18 protein-coding genes are annotated in these 15,853 nt (G+C 72.9%); 12 read left to right on the top strand and 6 right to left on the bottom strand.

Annotated elements, in window-relative coordinates:
- Positions 1-1,134, bottom strand: a complete 1,134-nt coding sequence (locus tag AC1UE4_RS13320; RefSeq protein ID WP_482917714.1) for an acyl-CoA dehydrogenase family protein — start codon at positions 1,132-1,134, stop codon at positions 1-3.
- 64 nt (positions 1,135-1,198) lie between these two features.
- On the opposite strand from AC1UE4_RS13320, the gene AC1UE4_RS13315 reads away from it, so the two are divergent.
- Genes AC1UE4_RS13315 through AC1UE4_RS13305 form a run of 3 tightly spaced genes read left to right on the top strand, consistent with a single transcriptional unit; the run spans position 1,199 to position 3,368 of the window.
- Positions 1,199-1,783, top strand: a complete 585-nt coding sequence (locus tag AC1UE4_RS13315) for a TetR/AcrR family transcriptional regulator (RefSeq protein WP_482917713.1) — start codon at positions 1,199-1,201, stop codon at positions 1,781-1,783.
- Positions 1,783-2,652 carry an SGNH/GDSL hydrolase family protein gene (locus AC1UE4_RS13310; RefSeq protein ID WP_482917712.1) on the top strand — a complete coding sequence of 290 codons (870 nt, stop codon included), beginning with the start codon at positions 1,783-1,785 and terminating at the stop codon, positions 2,650-2,652. Before AC1UE4_RS13315 ends, AC1UE4_RS13310 begins: the two co-directional genes overlap by 1 nt.
- Positions 2,550-3,368, top strand: a complete 819-nt coding sequence (locus tag AC1UE4_RS13305) for a sulfite exporter TauE/SafE family protein (RefSeq protein ID WP_482918243.1) — start codon at positions 2,550-2,552, stop codon at positions 3,366-3,368. Before AC1UE4_RS13310 ends, AC1UE4_RS13305 begins: the two co-directional genes overlap by 103 nt.
- Positions 3,369-3,374: 6 nt before the next feature.
- On the opposite strand, the gene AC1UE4_RS13300 is transcribed toward AC1UE4_RS13305, so the two are convergent.
- Both AC1UE4_RS13300 and AC1UE4_RS13295 read right to left on the bottom strand, forming a co-directional pair.
- Entirely contained in the window at positions 3,375-4,289 is a 915-nt protein-coding gene (locus tag AC1UE4_RS13300) for an RNA polymerase sigma-70 factor (protein ID WP_482917711.1), read from the bottom strand.
- On the bottom strand, positions 4,286-5,215 hold the full coding sequence (locus AC1UE4_RS13295) for an NAD-dependent epimerase/dehydratase family protein (RefSeq protein WP_482917710.1): 930 nt from the start codon (positions 5,213-5,215) through the stop codon (positions 4,286-4,288). The genes AC1UE4_RS13300 and AC1UE4_RS13295 overlap by 4 nt, the downstream gene beginning before the upstream one ends.
- Before the next feature lie 149 nt (positions 5,216-5,364).
- Between AC1UE4_RS13295 and AC1UE4_RS13290 the strand changes: the two genes are divergently transcribed.
- The 6 genes from AC1UE4_RS13290 to AC1UE4_RS13265 all read left to right on the top strand — a co-directional run bounded on the left by AC1UE4_RS13290 (position 5,365) and on the right by AC1UE4_RS13265 (position 10,806).
- Positions 5,365-5,841, top strand: a complete 477-nt coding sequence (locus AC1UE4_RS13290) for a carboxymuconolactone decarboxylase family protein (protein WP_482917709.1) — start codon at positions 5,365-5,367, stop codon at positions 5,839-5,841.
- 59 nt (positions 5,842-5,900) lie between these two features.
- A complete protein-coding gene (locus tag AC1UE4_RS13285; protein WP_482917708.1) occupies positions 5,901-7,448 on the top strand; it encodes a DUF4394 domain-containing protein in 1,548 nt (515 codons plus the stop codon).
- Between the two features lie 64 nt (positions 7,449-7,512).
- A complete protein-coding gene (locus AC1UE4_RS13280) occupies positions 7,513-7,794 on the top strand; it encodes a 4Fe-4S dicluster domain-containing protein (protein ID WP_482917707.1) in 282 nt (93 codons plus the stop codon).
- 8 nt (positions 7,795-7,802) lie between these two features.
- Positions 7,803-9,176, top strand: a complete 1,374-nt coding sequence (locus AC1UE4_RS13275; protein ID WP_482917706.1) for an FAD-dependent oxidoreductase — start codon at positions 7,803-7,805, stop codon at positions 9,174-9,176.
- Between the two features lie 3 nt (positions 9,177-9,179).
- On the top strand, positions 9,180-10,079 hold the full coding sequence (locus AC1UE4_RS13270) for an SMP-30/gluconolactonase/LRE family protein (protein WP_482917705.1): 900 nt from the start codon (positions 9,180-9,182) through the stop codon (positions 10,077-10,079).
- Positions 10,080-10,089: 10 nt separating this feature from the next.
- Complete coding sequence (locus AC1UE4_RS13265; RefSeq protein ID WP_482917704.1) at positions 10,090-10,806, top strand: tyrosine-protein phosphatase; 717 nt, start codon at positions 10,090-10,092, stop codon at positions 10,804-10,806.
- 35 nt (positions 10,807-10,841) lie between these two features.
- Here AC1UE4_RS13265 and AC1UE4_RS13260 read toward each other — a convergent pair whose 3' ends face one another.
- Positions 10,842-11,768 carry a LysR family transcriptional regulator gene (locus tag AC1UE4_RS13260; RefSeq protein ID WP_482917703.1) on the bottom strand — a complete coding sequence of 309 codons (927 nt, stop codon included), beginning with the start codon at positions 11,766-11,768 and terminating at the stop codon, positions 10,842-10,844.
- A 149-nt stretch (positions 11,769-11,917) separates the two neighbouring features.
- The gene (locus tag AC1UE4_RS13255) at positions 11,918-12,433 is read right to left on the bottom strand and encodes a winged helix-turn-helix transcriptional regulator (RefSeq protein ID WP_482917702.1); all 516 of its coding nucleotides are present in this window, start codon (positions 12,431-12,433) and stop codon (positions 11,918-11,920) included.
- A gap of 119 nt (positions 12,434-12,552) precedes the next feature.
- Between AC1UE4_RS13255 and AC1UE4_RS13250 the strand changes: the two genes are divergently transcribed.
- Genes AC1UE4_RS13250 through AC1UE4_RS13240 form a run of 3 tightly spaced genes read left to right on the top strand, consistent with a single transcriptional unit; the run spans position 12,553 to position 15,484 of the window.
- Positions 12,553-13,923 carry a DHA2 family efflux MFS transporter permease subunit gene (locus AC1UE4_RS13250; RefSeq protein ID WP_482917701.1) on the top strand — a complete coding sequence of 457 codons (1,371 nt, stop codon included), beginning with the start codon at positions 12,553-12,555 and terminating at the stop codon, positions 13,921-13,923.
- Positions 13,920-14,771, top strand: a complete 852-nt coding sequence (locus AC1UE4_RS13245) for an acyl-CoA thioesterase (protein WP_482917700.1) — start codon at positions 13,920-13,922, stop codon at positions 14,769-14,771. The genes AC1UE4_RS13250 and AC1UE4_RS13245 overlap by 4 nt, the downstream gene beginning before the upstream one ends.
- Positions 14,768-15,484: an SDR family oxidoreductase gene (locus AC1UE4_RS13240; RefSeq protein ID WP_482917699.1), complete on the top strand. Its 717-nt coding sequence runs from the start codon at positions 14,768-14,770 to the stop codon at positions 15,482-15,484. The genes AC1UE4_RS13245 and AC1UE4_RS13240 overlap by 4 nt, the downstream gene beginning before the upstream one ends.
- Here AC1UE4_RS13240 and AC1UE4_RS13235 read toward each other — a convergent pair.
- The gene (locus AC1UE4_RS13235) at positions 15,481-15,822 is read right to left on the bottom strand and encodes a putative quinol monooxygenase (protein WP_482917698.1); all 342 of its coding nucleotides are present in this window, start codon (positions 15,820-15,822) and stop codon (positions 15,481-15,483) included. The two genes, AC1UE4_RS13240 and AC1UE4_RS13235, sit on opposite strands and share 4 nt — an antisense overlap.
- Between the last annotated feature and the right edge of the window lie 31 nt (positions 15,823-15,853).

Raw genomic sequence — 15,853 nt, 5'->3', positions numbered from 1 at the left:
TCAGGCCCCCAGCGCGCGGGCGATGACCATCTGCTGCACCTCGTCGGTGCCCTCGCCGATGGTGAGGATCTTCGCGTCGCGGTAGAAGCGGCACACCGGGTACTCCTCGATGTAGCCGTAGCCGCCGTGGATCTGCACGGCCTCCTCGGACGCGCGGACGGCGAGGCGGCCGGTCTTCAGCTTCGCCTGCGCGGCGGTCAGCGTGAAGTTGCGGCCCTGGTCCTTGAGCACCGCGGCCTTGTAGGTGAGCAGCCGCGCGGCCTCGATCTCGGTGGCGATGTCGGCGAGCTTGGCCTGGATCGACTGGAACTTCGAGATCGACTGGCCGAACGCCTTGCGCTCCTTCGCGTACTTGAGCGCCTCGTCGAGCGCGCCCTGCGCAAGGCCGACGCCCATCGCGGCGACGCCGATGCGGCCGATGTCGAGGATGTGGAGGAACTGCTTGAAGCCGTTGCCGCGCGGGCCGAGCAGGTTCTCCTCCGGCACCCGGCAGTCCTCGAAGGTCAGCGGCCGCGTGTCGGACGCGTTCCAGCCCATCTTGCGGTACGGCGTGCCCTGCTCGTAGCCCGGCGTGTCCTTCTCGATGATGATGTTCGAGATCTCGTTCTCGCCGGTGCGCGCGGTGATGGCGACGTGGCCCGAGATGTCGGTGCCCGCGTTGGTGATGAACTGCTTCGCGCCGTTGACGACCCACTCGCCGCCGTCGAGCGCCGCCTTGGTGCGGACGTTGCCGGCGTCGCTGCCGGCCTCCGGCTCGGTCAGGCCGAAGGCGCCGAGCTTGCGACCGGCAAGGAGATCGGGGAGGTACCGCTCCTTCTGCTCGTCGCTGCCGAAGAGGTAGATCGGCTGCGTGCCGAGCGACGTGTGCGCGCACATGGTGATCGCGACGCTGGAGTCGATCCGCGTGAGCTCCTCGACCGCGATCGCGTACTGCAGCGACGAGCCGCCGGACCCGCCGACCTCCTCGGGGAACGGGATGCCCATCCACCCGAGCTCGCCCATCTTCTTGACGATCTCGTAGGGGAACGCCTTGGTGCGGTCGAGCTCCTCCGCCACGGGAGCCACCTCGCCCACGGCGAACTCGCGCACGGTGCGCTGCAGGAGCTGGGTGTCGTCGTCCAGGTCGAAGAGCATGGCGGGCACGATACCGAATGAGCGTTCGAAGTTCGAATCGCCATTCGGTAGTCTCGACGGCCAGATGGCGACGCGTCCGACCCGACCCGCGCTGCGCGAGCGCTACGACCAGCGGCGCGCCGCCGTCGTGCTCGAGGCGGCGCGCGTCTTCGCGCAGCGCGGCTACGACCAGACGTCGATGCAGCAGCTCGCCGACGACCTCGGCATCGCCGCCGGCGGGCTGTACCACTACTTCAAGGGCAAGGAGCAGCTGCTCATCGCCATCTGCGACGAGCTGATGGACCCGCTGCTCGAGCAGGCCGAGGCGCTGCTCGCCGGGGGCGGCCCGCCCGAGGAGCAGCTGCGCGCGCTCGTCCGGCTCTGGGTCGCCCACGTCGTCGAGCATCGCGACCACATGCTCGTCTTCCAGCAGGAGCGCCACGTCATCGAGCACGGCGACCAGTGGCGCGGCGTGCGCGCGAGCCGCAAGCGGTTCGAGCGCCTGGTCGAGGGGCTGCTCGACGACGCCGGCGACGGCGGGGTCGACCGCCGGCTCGCGCTGTCGGCGCTGCTCGGGATGGTCAACCACACCGCGCAGTGGTACCGGCCGCGCGGGCGGCTCTCCCCCGAGGAGATCGCCGACGGGTACTGTGAGCTGCTGCTCAGCTGATGCGCACCGCCAAGCTCCTCATCTCCCTGGTCCTCTGCGTGCTCGCGCTGCCCGGTCTCGCGGTCGCGAAGCAGCAGCTGTACGTCTCGCTCGGCGACTCCTACGCCTCGGGCTACGAGCCGTCCGGCGTGGGCGTCGGCAGCAACACCGGCAACGGCTTCGCCTACCAGGTGCCGGGGCTCGCGAAGCCGCGCGGGTACAAGCTCAAGCTCGTGAACTTCGGATGCGGCGGCGCGACGACGACGTCGATCCTCGAGCGCGTCGGGTGCCCGGCGCGCGCGCTCGGCCCCGGCGGCATCGCGTACGACAAGACGACGCAGATCGCGGCCGCGGAGAAGTTCGTCAAGGCGAACCGCAGCCGGGTCGCGCTCATCACCGTGTCGATCGGCGGCAACGACGTCACCGCCTGCGCGCGCGAGGCCGATCCGGTCCCGTGCGTCGGGACCGCGACGACGTCGATCAAGGAGAACGTCACGAAGCTCGTGACGCGGCTGCGCAAGGCGGCGGGCCCGCGGCCGGTCATCGTCGGCACGACGTACCCCGACGTGATCCTCGGCGAGTGGCTGAAGAGCGACGGCGGCAAGCAGCTCGCCGGCCTCTCGACGATCGCTTTCAAGGCGCTCATCAACCCCGCGCTGAAGGAGTCGTACGCGAAGGGCAAGGGGAAGTTCGTCGACGTCACCGCCGCGACCGGCGCCTACGGCTCGATGGACGCCATGACGACGCTGGCGCCCTACGGCAGCCTGCCTATGCCGGTCGCGAAGGTCTGCCAGCTCACCTGGTACTGCCAGTACGGCGACATCCACGCCCGCCGCAGCGGCTACCGCGTCATCGCGCAGCTCGTGGCGAAGGCGCTGCCGAAGCGCTGACGGCCGCGGCGGTCATCGCCGTCCTGGCGGGCGCGTCGGTCCAGGGCACGATCGGCTTCGGCTTCGCGCTCGTCGCGGCGCCGCCGGTGATCGCGGCGCTCGGGCCCGTTCGCGGGATCTCCGCGCTCACGGTGCTCGGCGTCGCGCTGAACGTCGCGACGCTCGCGGGGCGTGGGCGCCCGGAGGTCGCCGGCGGCCCCGCTCGGCGCCTGCTCGCGTGGGCGGTGCCGGGCGCGATCGCGGGCGCGGTCGTCCTGTCCGCCGCGCCCGATCGCGCGCTGCGGATCCTCGTCGGGCTCGCGGTGCTCGTCAGCTGCGCGCTGCACCTGCGCCGCCCGCCCGAAGAGCCGGTGACGTCGCCCGGCCGGCGGCTCGCGGTCGGCGGTCTCCTGAGCGGGGCGATGACGACGAGCACCGGGCTGAACGGGCCGCCGCTCGTGCTGTCGCTGAGCCCGCTGCGCCTCTCGGTCCGCGCGCTGCAGGACACGCTCGCCGTGCTGTTCCTCGTCTCCGGTATCGCCGGGCTCGCGATCCTCGCGGCGGGCGGCCTGCTCGAGCTGGACGCGGCGGTCGTGCCCGTCGCGGTCGGGGCGAGCGCCGCGCTGCTCGCCGGCCGCACCTGGTCGCGGCGGCTGACGTCCGATCTGCACCGAAGGCTCTCGCTGGCCGTCCTCGCGCTGACCGGCGCGTCAGCCGTCGTGCTCAGCGTCGTCTGAGGGACCTCAGCCCCGCGCTCGCAGCACCGCGCGGAGATCGCCGACCGGACCGAGGTGAGCCAGCTTCTCGGGGTTGACGACCGAGTTGATGCCCGTGATCGAGTCGCCGGAGATCTCGAGCGCCACGACCGCGATCAGCCGCTCCTGCGCGTCGAGGTACAGCGCACCGGGGCCGCCGTTGACCTCGGCCCGGCGGATGACGAGGCCGGACATGCGATTGGCCCGCACCCAGGTCATCAGCGTCCGCGCCACGCGGCTGCGCCCGATGACCCGCCGCGTGATCGCCGGGACCTTGCCGCCGCCGTCGCCGGTCAGCTCCACGTCGTGGGCGAGCAGGGCCTCGAGCCCCGCCAGGTCGCCGCGCTGGGCGGCGTCGAAGAAGCGTGCGGCCAGCTCGTCCTGGTGCTCGCGCGTCGTCTGGAAGCGCGGCCGGCGCTGGGCGACGTGGCGCCGGGCGCGGGTGGCGAGCTGACGCACGTTGGCCTCGCTCTTGCCGACGATCGCCGCGATCTCCGGGTAGCCGTAGTCGAACACGTCGTGGAGGAGCAGCACCGCTCGCTGCTCGGGCGAGAGGCTCTCCAGCAGCACCAGCATCGCCACCGACAGCGAGTCGGCGGTCTCGGCGTGCCGGGCCGGGTCGTCGCGGTCGTCGGTGATGATCGGCTCTGGGAGCCACTCGCCGACGTAGCGCTCGCGGCGGGCGCGCGCCGAGCGGAGCTCGTTGATCGCCAGCCGGGTCGTCACGGTCGCGGTGAACGCGCGCGGGGAGGCGATCGGCTCGCCCTCGTCGAGCGACCGGTGGACGCGCAGCAGCGCCTCCTGCACCACGTCCTCGGCTTCGGAGACGCTGCCGAGCATGCGGTAGGCGATGGCGAACGCGACCGGCCGCAGCTCGTCGAGCAGCTGCTCGCGCTCGGTCATGCGACCGCCAGCCCCTGCCGCCAGCTCGGGTGCGCCGGGCGCCATGCGAGCTCCCGCTTGGCCTTGGCGTTGGAGGCGCCGGGGATCTCGGTCATCAGCACCACGCCGGCCTCGCCGGCGAACAGCCGCCCGATGAACCGCGGCACGCGCATCGGCTTCTTCGCGCCGAGCTGCTCGGCCACCGCCGGCAGCCACTTCGCGACCGGCGCGGGGTCGTCGTCGACCACGTTGTAGACGCCGCGCCGGCCGTGCTCGATCGCCGCGACCGTCGCCTCGGCGGCGTCGGCGACGTGGATGAACGACCACACGGCCCCGCCGTCGCCGACGACCGGGAACTTGCGCTTGCGGATGAGCTCGAGCTGCTCCTCGCCGGGCGCCATCCCCGTTCCCGGCCCGTAGAAGAAGCCGTAGCGCAGCACGATCCCCTCCGTCCAACGCGCTCCGAGCACCGCCGTCTCGAGGTGACGCATCGCCTCCAGGTTGGCACGCATCGGCGCGGCCGGCGAGGGGTCGAACGGGTCGTCCTCGCCCTTGATCCGCGCGCCGGTGCGGGCGTACAGGGCGACGTTGCTCTGCGCGACGAACCGCTGCACGCCGACCGCCTGTCCGGCGGAGAGCAGATGGTCCGTGCCGTCGATCCGCAGACGGTTCGTCGCGGCGAAGGCGCGCTCCATGTGCCGCGTGTCGATGTCACCGATCGCGGTGAGCTGATGCACGATCACGTCGGGCTGCGCGCGGGCCACCGCCTCGGCCACCTGCTCCGGGTCCAGCGCGTCGGCGACCACCGGCACGGCGCCCAGCTCCGAGAGCAGCGCCCGCTTCGACTCGCTGCGCGTCATGCCGTGGACCTCATGGCCTGCGGCGACCAGGCGCGGCACCAGCTGCCGGCCGATCGCTCCCGTCGCTCCTGCCACGAACACTCGCATCGTTGGCTCCTTGTCTCGATGGTTCGCCATGCACCCATCCAGACAAGGCGGCCGCCGGCGCTGTGACAGCCCCCGGCTTGCGCTGTCACACCCGCGCTCCGCGTCCTGTCTTGAGGTCGAACGACCTGCGACTCCATGGAGGACACCCCATGCGATCCCGAATCGACAACCCCGTCCGCACCGTCCCCGGGGCGATGGAGGCCCTGATGGCCCTCGACCGCGCGAGCCAGCACGCCGGCGTGCCGGTGGCGACGCACGAGTTGATCAAGCTGCGGGCCGGCCAGATCAACGGCTGCAGCGGCTGCGTCGACATCCACTCCCGCGCGCTCAAGGCGCTCGGGGAGCCCGACGAGCGCATCTTCCTGGTCGGCGCGTGGCGCGAGGCGCCGTACTTCACCGACGCCGAGCGCGCCGCGCTCGCGCTGGCGGAGGCGGTGACCCGGCTCGCCGACCGCCCGGACCCCGTCTCCGACGAGGTGTGGGACGAGGCCGCCCGCCACTACGACGAGGCCCAGCTCGCCGCGCTCGTCCTGTCGATCGCGCAGATCAACACGTGGAACCGGATCAACGTCGCGACGAGGCAGATGACCGGCCCGTGGGTCGAGGAGCTCGTGAGCCGCGCGTAGAGCGGCCGCGGCCGGGAGAGGGCTTGCATGCGGCGCGCCGACCTCGCGAGGATCGTCACATGCGTCGCCTTCTCCTCGCCGCGCTCCTCACGAGCGCCGCGCTCCCGGTCGCCTCCGCCCACGCGGTTCCCGCCGCCGGCGTCACCGCGTCGCGGTACCTGGTCCTCTTCGACACCGACAGCCCCGGCACGTTCTCCTACCGGCCGATCACGGGGCTGCAGGCGAACGAGCGGATCATCGGGCTCGACGCCCGCCCGGCGAACGGGCAGCTGCACATGCTCGGCGCGGTCGACCCGCCCGCCGACGCGAACCCGGACACGCTGCGGCAGTACACGCTCGACCCGGCGACGGCCGTGGCCACGCAGCTGGGGAACCCGATCGGCGGCGGCGCCGATGACGCCAGCTACGGGTCCGACTTCAACCCGGCGGCCGACCGCCTGCGCGTCGTGAACACGTCCGATCAGAACTTCCGCCTGAACCCGAACGACGGCTCGCTCGCGGGGACGGACACGAACCTCGACAACCCGGCGAGCGTCGAGTCCGTCGTCGCCGTCGCATACGACCGGAACCTGCCGGTGGCGCCGGGCGCGCCGGGGACGCCGACGACCCTCTTCGCGATCGACGAGAGCTCCAGCGACCTCATGCGCATCGGCGGGGTCGACGGCACGCCGTCGCCGAACGGCGGGGTCCTGACGAAGCTCGCCGACCTCTCGCAGACGCTGACGTCCGGCGCGACCGCCGACATGGACATCGACTCGTCGGGCACGGCGTGGGCGGCGCTGCCCGTGGCCGACGGCGACCACCTCTACCGCCTGAACCTCGCCAACGGCACGCTGACGGACGCCGGGAAGCTGTTCGAGGGCCTCGTCGGGTTCACCATCCGCGCGCCGGTGCCGCTGCACTTCGACAGCACGGCGGTGACGGTGAGCGAGGGGGCGGGGAGCATCGACCTGCCGGTCTCGCGGCTCGGCACGGTGACGGCGATCAACGCGAACTGGACGACCGTCCCGGGCTCGGCGAGCGGGCTCGACTACGAGACGAAGTCCGGGACCGTCGCGTTCGCGGCGAACGACTCCACCCCGAAGACGCTCTCGATCATGATCACGCAGGACACCGCCGACGAGCCCGACGAGACGTTCACCGTCGTGCTCTCGAAGGCAGACGGGACGCCGGTGCTCTCGCCGAACGCCGTCACGGTCACCATCACCGACGACGACGAGCCGGCAACGCAGCAGCAGCCGCCTACGCAGCAGCCTCCGCCGCCGGTCGTCGATGTCACCGCGCCCGTCGCATCGCTGGGCGCGGCGGCGTCGATCCGGCTGGCGGCGCTGCTGAAGCGCGGCCTGACGGTGACGGTCACGTGCGATGAGGCGTGCTCGGGGCCGCTGCGGCTGAAGATCGGCCGGACGACGATCGCGAGCCGGACGCTGAGGGCGGCGGCCGGGAAGCGCAGCGTGCGTCTGACGCCGACCCGGCGGCAGAAGGCGGCGCTGCGCCGGCTCCTGCGCGGCCGCAGCGCCCGCAGCGCCACGCTCTCGGCGACGCTCTTCGACGCGGCGAAGAACGCGACCACGAAGACCCGGAAGGTGCGCGTCCGTAGGCGCTGACGACAACCGGGCGAAATGCCCGAAACGCACTCGGCGTTCAAGGGTTCGTAGTCTGTCGGCGTCCATGACGTACGTCATCACCGGTTCCTGCATCAAGGACGACTCCTGCGTGGAGGTCTGTCCAGTCGACTGCATCCATCCGAAGCGGGACGCCCCCGACTTCGAGACCGCGGAGCAGCTCTACATCGATCCCGAGGTCTGCATCGACTGCGACGCGTGCGTCGACGCGTGCCCCGTCGACGCGATCTTCGCCGACTTCGCCGTCCCCGAGAAGCACGCCTACGCGCTGGAGCTGAACGCCGAGTTCTTCGCCGAGCAGGGCACCGCCGAGCGGACGGCGGCGTGATGCCGGGCGTGCGACCACGCGTCGCCATCGTCGGCGCCGGCCCCGCGGGGGCCTTCACCGCGGCGACGCTCAAGCGCGCCTACGGCGACGTCGAGATCGACCTCATCGAGCGGCTCCCCACCCCGTGGGGCCTGCTGCGCGGCGGCGTCGCGCCCGACCACCAGGAGATCAAGCGCCTGGCGGACCGCTTCGACCGCGAGACGTTCGGCCGCGGCGTCCGCCTGCTCGCGAACGTCGAGGTCGGCACGGACATCACCCACGCCGAGCTGCTGCGCCACTACACCGCGGTCGTCTACGCGACCGGCGCGCAGACCGACAAGTCGCTCGGCATCCCCGGCGAGGAGCTGCCCGGCAGCTGGCCCGCCACCGAGTTCGTCGCCTGGTACAACGGCCATCCGGACTTCCGCACCCTCGACTTCGACCTCACGGCCAAGCGCGCGGTCGTCATCGGCAACGGGAACGTCGCGGCCGACGTCGTGCGGCTGCTGACCCGCAGCGCGGACGAGCTGCAGCGCACCGACGTCGCGGACCACGCCCTCGAGGTGCTGCGCTCCAGCAGCATCGAGGAGGTCGTCGTGCTCGGCCGCCGCGGGCCCGCCCAGGCGGCGTTCACGAGCACCGAGCTGCGCGAGCTGGGGAACATGGACGGCGTCGAGCTGGTCATCGATCCGGCCGACGTCGAGCTCGACCCCGTCTCGCAGGCGTGGCTCGACGAAGAGGGCACGTTCACCGCGCGCAAGAACGTCCAGCTGCTGCGCGAGTTCGCCGCCCGGCCGCCGAAGGAGGGCGCAACGCGCCGCATCCACCTGCGCTTCCTGGTCTCGCCGGTCGCGATCCACGGCGACGGGAAGGCCGAGTCGATCGAGGTGCAGCGCAACGAGATCGTGCGCGACGACAGCGGCGCCCTGCGCGCCCGCGCCGCCGGCGACGGGACCGAGACGATCGAGTGCGGCCTCGTGCTGCGGTCGGTCGGCTACCGCGCCGTTCCGCTGCCCGACGTCCCGTTCGACGAGCGCTACGCCGTGCTGCCCAACGAGCGCGGCCGCGTCCGCACCCCCGACGGCGACCCGGTCCCCGGCGTCTACACCGTCGGCTGGATCAAGCGCGGCCCGACCGGGATCCTCGGCACGAACAAGCGCGACGCCGAGGAGACCGTCGGCTGCCTGATCGAGGACCTGCGGGCGGGGACGCTCCCCGCGCCGGAGCAGCCCGGGCGCGACGCGCTCGATGCGCTCCTGGCCGAGCGCAGCCCTGATCTGGTGACGGTCGACGGCTGGCGGGCGATCGACGCCGCCGAGCTCGAGCGCGGCCGCAGCGAGCAGCGCCCACGTGCCAAGCTGGCCTCCAGGGACGAGCTCCTTGCGGCAGCTGGTACGAAGTAGGGCATGAAGAAGCTCAGGCTGCTTGCGGGCCTTCTTGCGCTCGCGCTCGCTTCGACCGGCATCGCGGTCGCGGTCGCCAAGCCCAAGCCGAAGACGGCGACGTACACGCTGCCCGGGACCAACGTGTTCCCGGAGGGCGTCGCCGTGCAGGGCAAGACGTTCTACGTCTCGTCCACGACCGACGGCACGATCTTCCGTGGTTCGACCAAGCAGGCCGCGGCCGAGGTCTTCCTGCCCGGCGGCGCGGACGGCCGCACGACTGCGGTCGGTCTGGAGGTCAACAAGGGCCGGCTGATCATCGCCGGCGGTCCCACCGGTTCGGTGTGGATCTACGACCTCGCCACGAAGGCGCTGCTGCGCAAGGTCGACACGGGAGCCGGCGGCTTCCTGAACGACGTCGCGGTCGAGAAGGACGGGGACATCGTCGTCACCGACTCGCTGCGGCCGTTCCTCGTCGTCATCGCTCCCGATGGCACGACGCGTCAGGTCGCCTACGACCAGGGCAACGCCAGCGGGTTCAACGCGAACGGCATCGTCGCCGTGGGCGAGGACCTCGTGCTCTTCGTCGACACGAACGACGGCACGCTGCAGCTGCTGAACACCGACACGGGCGCGCAGCGCGCGGTGCCAGTCGGCACGGCGCTGACGAACGGCGATGGCCTCGTGCTGCGCGGGCGGACGCTCTACGTCATCCGCAACGCGCAGGAGCTGATCGCCGAGGTCCGGCTGGACGGCAGGCTGCGGCGCGGCCGGCTCGTGGGGCAGACGACGAGCCCGCTCTTCCAGTTCCCGACCACCGGTGCGCTGGTGGGCAGCCGTCTGCTCGTCGTGAACTCCCAGTTCGACAAGCAGGGTGGCACGCCGATCGAACCGTTCAGGATCGCCTCCGTGAAGCGCCCCTAGTCTGGGTTGCATGATCACCGACGCCGGCGGCATCGCCATCCCGGGCGGGGGCTCGATCCGGCGCAACCAGCTGCTCCGGGTCGCGGGCGACCTCGTCACCGAGCAGCAGCTGGACGCCACCGGCGTCGGGACGATCATCGACATGCGCGGCCGGAAGGAGGACCGGTCGCTCATCGAGGGCTGGGCGGCGCGCACGGGCGTCTCGTACGTCTGGATCCCGATCGACGTCGCGGGGGCGAGGGAGGTCGCGGAGAAGGTCCACCGCGCGCCCGATGCCGCGTCGGCCCGCGAGGGCCAGCGCGAGATCTACCGCATGGTCGTCGACCACCACGTCGGCGATCTCGGCCGCGCGATCTCGCTGATCGCCGCCGACGCGCCGGTCGCGTACGGGTGCGCGGCGGGCAAGGACCGCACCGGGATCCTCACGGCGCTGTGGCAGACCGCGCTCGGCGTCCCGGAGGACGAGGTGGTGCGCCACTACGAGACCGCGGCGCCGCCCGCCGATCTTCTGCGGCGGCGCATGCTCGAGCAGGGCCTCTTCACACCCGAGGACGCGCGCTCGCCGGGCGCCGAGGCGATGCTCTCCGCCCCCGGCCCGCTCCTGCGCGACACGCTCGCGCACATCCGGGACGAGCACGGCGGCGTCCACGCGTACCTGCGCGCCGGCGGCGTGTCGTCGCGCTCGCTCGACGCGCTCGCCGCGAAGGTCCTCGTCCGCGCGGCCTAGCGCCGGCTCGGGGGCCGGGAGGCCGGCCCCTCGCCTCACCGCCAGGTCGGCCGGGTGTCGTTCGCCAGGGCGAGGAAGGCCCTGGCCGCGGGCGAGTGGTGGCGGCTCTCCCTCCAGACGAGGGTCACGTCCCGGGTGAGCTCGGGTTCGGTGATCGGGAGGACGGCGACGGCGCCGCCCTTCGTCGGCGTCTCCCGGCCCACGGGCTCCTCCCCGGACGGCATCTCGGAGACCGGCAGGACCGTGACGCCGAGGCCGCGGGAGGCGAGCGCGCGGCAGCGCACGACGTTGTTGGACTCGAAGGCGATCTGCGGCGCGAAGCCCACCTCGGCGGCCGCGTTGAGCAGGATGCGCCGCAGGCCCGCGCCTTCGCGGAAGGTGATGAACGGCTCGTCGCGCAGGTCCGCCAGCCGGACGCTCTTGCGCTTCGCGAGCGGGTGATCGGCCGCGACGACGGCCACGAGCGGCTCGTCGACGAGCGTCGTCCGCGCGAGCGCCTCCGCGGGCTCGGTCTCGGCGAGCGACACGAACGCGAGGTCGACGACGTCTTCGAGCACCATCCGCGTCAGCGGGTCGCTCACCTCCTCGCGCACGGTGAGGTCGACGCCGGGGTGGCGACCGTGGAACGCGCTGAGCAGCGCCGAGAGGTCGACGGGCCCGAGCGACTGCATCGCCCCGATCACCAGCCGTCCGGCCCGCACGCCGGCGAGGTCGGCGAGGTCCGCGCGGGCGGCGTCGACCTCGGCGAGCGCCCGCCGGGCCCGTGCGACCAGCAGCTCGCCGGCCTCCGTCAGCTGGACCCTTCTCGTCGTCCGCGTCAGCAGCGGCAGCCCGAGCTCCTCCTCGAGCCTGCGGATCTGCTGCGACAGCGCGGGCTGGGCGACGTGAACGCGCTCGGCCGCCCGCGTGAAGTGCAGCTCGTCGGCGACGGCGACGAGGTACTCGAGCTGCCGCAGATCCATCACGCCAGCTTATTGATCTCAGAGGAAAGTCGTCTTGGACTTCTGAGTCGCCGACCGCCAAGATCCTCGGCACCCATCCAGTAGTGACTCTCCTCCCCGCGGGCCGCGCCGAACAGGTGCGGCCCGCTCTCTTTAACCGCTGCCCGGCGTCAGGCCGTCTTGCGGCGGCGGTGGGGTGAGCGCTCGGAGTCGCGGTCGATCGCGAGCTGGAGGTCGCCTTCGCCGACGGCGTGGCCCTCGGTGCAGCGGAGCTCGGCGCCGATGGGGGCGCCGCAGTCGCGGTGCTCGAGGCGGACGCCGCTGGACTGCTCGCCGAGCCAGCGGTCGGCCCACTGCATGAGCGCGACGAGCGCGGGGAGCAGGTCGGTGCCCTTCTCGGTGAGCGCGTACCCCTGGCGCGTGCGCTGGCCCTCGTCGCGGTACGGCACGCGCTCGAGCAGGCCGTCGGCGACGAGCTCGCGCAGCCGGGCGGCGACGACGGGCTCGCTGACGCGGGAGCGCGCGACGAACTCGTCGAAGCGCGTCGCGCCGTAGAAGGCCTCGCGGAGGACGAGCATCGCCGACTTGGTCCGGACGACGTCGAGCGCGCGGGCGAGCGGGCAGTTGTCGGCGACCCAGCTGTCGCGGGGCTCGAGCCGGCCGGCCATGGAGATCGCGGTGCTCACGCGGCACATCCTAGCTGACTTCTTGATGTCTTAGCCAGAGGTCTGTACGGTACCTGGCTATGAGATCCCTAAGCCACCTTCGGCGCGCCGACGCGTCACCGACTCTCGTCCTGCTGATCGTGTGCTCCGGGTTCGTGCTCGCGAGCCTCGATCTCTTCATCGTCAACGTCGCGCTGCCGGACATGGCGCGGGAGCTCGACGGCTCGCTGACGAGCCTCTCGTGGGTGCTGAACGCCTACGCGATCGTCTACGCCTCGCTGCTCGTGCTGCTCGGCCGGCTGTCGGAGCGGCGTCGTCGCGAGCAGGGGTTCCTCCTCGGGCTCGCGATCTTCACCGCTGCATCCGCCGCGTGCGCCGCGGCGACGAGCGTCGAGATGCTCGTCGCGTTCCGCGTCGTGCAGGCGGCCGGCGCCGCACTGCTGACGCCGACGTCGCTGAGCCTCGTGCTCGCGACCGCCTCGCCCGAGCGGCGCCACGGCTCCGTCCGTGCGTGGACCGCGGTGGGCGGTGCGGCCGCGGCGTTCGGCCCGGTCGTCGGCGGTCTGCTGGTGGCGGCGAGCTGGCGCTGGGTCTTCCTCGTCAACGTCCCGCTCGGTCTCGCCGCGTTGGCGATCGGCTGGCGGCGACTTCCCGTCGTGCCGGGCCATCCCGTGCCGCGGCCGGACGCGCTCGGCGCCGTGCTGCTGACCGCGGGCGTCGCGGGGCTGACGCTCGGCCTGGTGCAGGGCGGCGACTGGGGCTGGGCCTCGCCCGCGACCGTCTCGACTCTCGCCGCGTCGCTCGTCGCGCTCGCCGCGTTCGTCGCCCACTGCCGGACGGCGCGCTCGCCGCTCGTCGACCCGTCGCTCTTCCGGATCCGGTCGTTCACCGGGGCGTCGGTCGTGATGACGCTCTTCGCCGTCGCGTTCGGCGCGATGCTGCTGTCGATCGTCCTGTGGCTGCAGGACGTCTGGGGCTGGTCGGCGCTCAAGGCGGGGCTCGCGATCGCGCCCGGCCCGGCGCTGGTGCCCCTGTTCTCCTTCCTCGTCGCCGGCCGCCTGATCGCGCGCTTCGGCCCCGCGCCCGTCGTCGCCGCCGGCACGAGCCTCTTCGGCGCCGGCTTCGTCTGGTGGACCCTCGCCGCGCAGACCACGCCCGACTACCTCGGCAGCGTCGTCGGCGGCATGGTGCTCACCGGCGTCGGCGTCGGCCTGACGTTGCCGACGCTCATGGCGACCGCCGCCGCGTCCCTGCCGCCGTCCGCCTTCGCGACCGGATCGGCAGTGGTCAACATGCTCCGCCAGGTCGGCATGGCGATCGGCGTCGCGGTCCTCGTCGCGATCCTCGGAACCCCCGGCTCCCCGGCGGAGGCGCAGGACGCGTTCCAGACGGGGTGGACGGTGATCGCCGCCGTCTCGGCCGCGGCCGCCGCGTTCGCGATCGTCCTCCTCCGGCCGCGCCGCGAGAGGGTCACGGTGCGGGAGCCCGTCGCGGTGGGGGCGGAAGGATGAGCGGCGCGGCCGCCACCCTCCGGCCGGCGATGCCGGCAACGCCGCCAGCGGCGTGGGCGCTCGACCGCCACATCGCGGTCTCCGCCGACGGGACCGCGCGGATTGATGGTCTCCGCGGGTTCGGCGGCGCGCATGGCGGGCATCTCGCCGCGATCGCGCTGCAGGCGATGACCGAGGAGCTCGGTGTCTCGGAGCTCCTTCCGCGGACGGTGAGCGCGACGTTCGTGGCGCCCGTCGGCGATGGGCCGGTGCACGTCTCCGCCGGCGTCGGAGCGATCGGGCGGAACGTCGCCACGGCGACCGCTCGGCTCGGGCAGGACGGGGCGGCCGTCGTCACGACGGCGGCGACGTTCGGGCGCGACCGGCCCGGACCGGACCGCCTCGACCGGGCGATGCCCGGCGTTCCCGGCCCGGAGGAGAGCGCGCCGCTGCTGGCGGAGCTGGTGCCCGGCAGCCGGGGCCTAGGCATCGAGCACCGCCCGGCCGCGCCGCCGCTTCCGCTGTCCGGCGGCTCGGATCCGCGGATCGCCGTGTGGATGCGGCTCACCGAGGACCGGCCGGTCGACGCGCTCGCGGCGCTCGTGCTCGCCGACGGCGCCGTCCCCGCGCTCTTCGGCGCACTCGACGCCTACGTCCCGATGCCGACCATCGACCTCGCCGTCCACTTCACCGACGTCGCTGCGGCGGCCGCGAGCCCGTGGCTGCTCGGCGTCTTCACCAACGTCGCGACCGGCGACGGCTACGCGATCGAGGACGGCGAGCTGTGGACGCCCGCCGGCGAGCTCGTCCTCGTCGCCCGCCAGCTCCGCAAGTTCACCGACCCACCCATCCGAACCGAGGCTCCATGAGGATCGAAGGCTCCACCGCGCTCGTCACGGGCGCCAACCGCGGCATCGGCAAGGCGTTCGCCGATGAGCTGCTCGACCGCGGCGCCGGGAAGGTCTACGCGGCCGTCCGCGACGTCGGATCGATCACCGATCAGCGCGTCGTCCCGGTGGCGCTGGACGTCACCGATGCCGACCGCGTCGCCGCGGTCGCCCAAGAGCTCGGCGACGTCGACCTAGTCGTCAACAACGCCGGGATCGCCCATGCCGCGACCCCGCTGGCGGCGGAGGTCGACGACGCGCGCGCCGAGCTGGAGGTCAACTACCTCTCGCTCATCTCGATGACCCGCGCGTTCGCGCCGGTGCTCGCCGCGAACGGCGGCGGCGCGTTCGTCAACGTCCTCTCCGTCGCCTCCTGGGTCGGGATCCCGATCGTCGCCACGTACGCGGCGACGAAGGCGGCGGCGTGGTCGTACACGAACGCCGCGCGCCTGGAGCTCAAGCAGCAGGGCACCGAGGTCGTCGGCGTCCACGTCGGCTGGGTCGACACCGACCTGACCTCGCGGCTCGAGGTCGACAAGGTCGCGCCCGAGCGGGTCGCCGCCGCCGCGCTCGACGCCCTCGAGGCCGGCGAGCCCGAGGCGATCGTCGACGACTTCACCCGCAGCGTGAAGGCCGCGCTGCCTGACGACCAGCGCGCGCTCTACCCGGCGCTGGAGGCGATGCTGATCGCCTAGTCCTGCCGCGTCGGGTCGGCGGCGAGGTCGCCGACCGGGCGGTACGAGCGGGAGATCTCGTGGATCGTGACGTCGCTCGGGCGGGCGAGGAGGTCGTTGACGCGCTGGGCGTAGCTCGCGTACTCCGGCGTGGCGTAGTGCGCGCGCAGGGCGCCCTCGTCGTCCCACCAGGCGTCGAGCACGAACTCGCCCGGCTCGCCGCCGAGGCTCTCGTAGGCGGCCGCGCCAAGGGCGCCCGATGCCTCTCGGAGCTGCGACGCGTGGTCGGCGAGCAGCGCGCGGAGCTCGTCGAGCCGGCCGGCGAGGCCGTGGAGACGCGCGTGGACGAGAACCGGCATCCGCGGGATCGTACGCCGCCGCGACGACCGG

Source organism: Parviterribacter kavangonensis (genome assembly GCF_056863335.1).
The sequence above is the reverse complement of the archived record's forward strand: the minus strand, read 5'-3'. Positions and strand labels throughout refer to the sequence as shown.

Excerpts from the sequence above, each read along its gene's own strand:
- AC1UE4_RS13320 (WP_482917714.1), bottom strand. The coding sequence starts at position 1,134 with ATGCTCTTCGACCTGGACGACGACACCCAGCTCCTGCAGCGCACCGTG.
- AC1UE4_RS13315 (WP_482917713.1), top strand. The coding sequence starts at position 1,199 with ATGGCGACGCGTCCGACCCGACCCGCGCTGCGCGAGCGCTACGACCAG.
- AC1UE4_RS13310 (WP_482917712.1), top strand. The coding sequence starts at position 1,783 with ATGCGCACCGCCAAGCTCCTCATCTCCCTGGTCCTCTGCGTGCTCGCG.
- AC1UE4_RS13300 (WP_482917711.1), bottom strand. The coding sequence starts at position 4,289 with ATGACCGAGCGCGAGCAGCTGCTCGACGAGCTGCGGCCGGTCGCGTTC.
- AC1UE4_RS13295 (WP_482917710.1), bottom strand. The coding sequence starts at position 5,215 with ATGCGAGTGTTCGTGGCAGGAGCGACGGGAGCGATCGGCCGGCAGCTG.
- AC1UE4_RS13290 (WP_482917709.1), top strand. The coding sequence starts at position 5,365 with ATGCGATCCCGAATCGACAACCCCGTCCGCACCGTCCCCGGGGCGATG.
- AC1UE4_RS13285 (WP_482917708.1), top strand. The coding sequence starts at position 5,901 with ATGCGTCGCCTTCTCCTCGCCGCGCTCCTCACGAGCGCCGCGCTCCCG.
- AC1UE4_RS13280 (WP_482917707.1), top strand. The coding sequence starts at position 7,513 with ATGACGTACGTCATCACCGGTTCCTGCATCAAGGACGACTCCTGCGTG.
- AC1UE4_RS13270 (WP_482917705.1), top strand. The coding sequence starts at position 9,180 with ATGAAGAAGCTCAGGCTGCTTGCGGGCCTTCTTGCGCTCGCGCTCGCT.
- AC1UE4_RS13265 (WP_482917704.1), top strand. The coding sequence starts at position 10,090 with ATGATCACCGACGCCGGCGGCATCGCCATCCCGGGCGGGGGCTCGATC.
- AC1UE4_RS13260 (WP_482917703.1), bottom strand. The coding sequence starts at position 11,768 with ATGGATCTGCGGCAGCTCGAGTACCTCGTCGCCGTCGCCGACGAGCTG.
- AC1UE4_RS13245 (WP_482917700.1), top strand. The coding sequence starts at position 13,920 with ATGAGCGGCGCGGCCGCCACCCTCCGGCCGGCGATGCCGGCAACGCCG.
- AC1UE4_RS13240 (WP_482917699.1), top strand. The coding sequence starts at position 14,768 with ATGAGGATCGAAGGCTCCACCGCGCTCGTCACGGGCGCCAACCGCGGC.
- AC1UE4_RS13235 (WP_482917698.1), bottom strand. The coding sequence starts at position 15,822 with ATGCCGGTTCTCGTCCACGCGCGTCTCCACGGCCTCGCCGGCCGGCTC.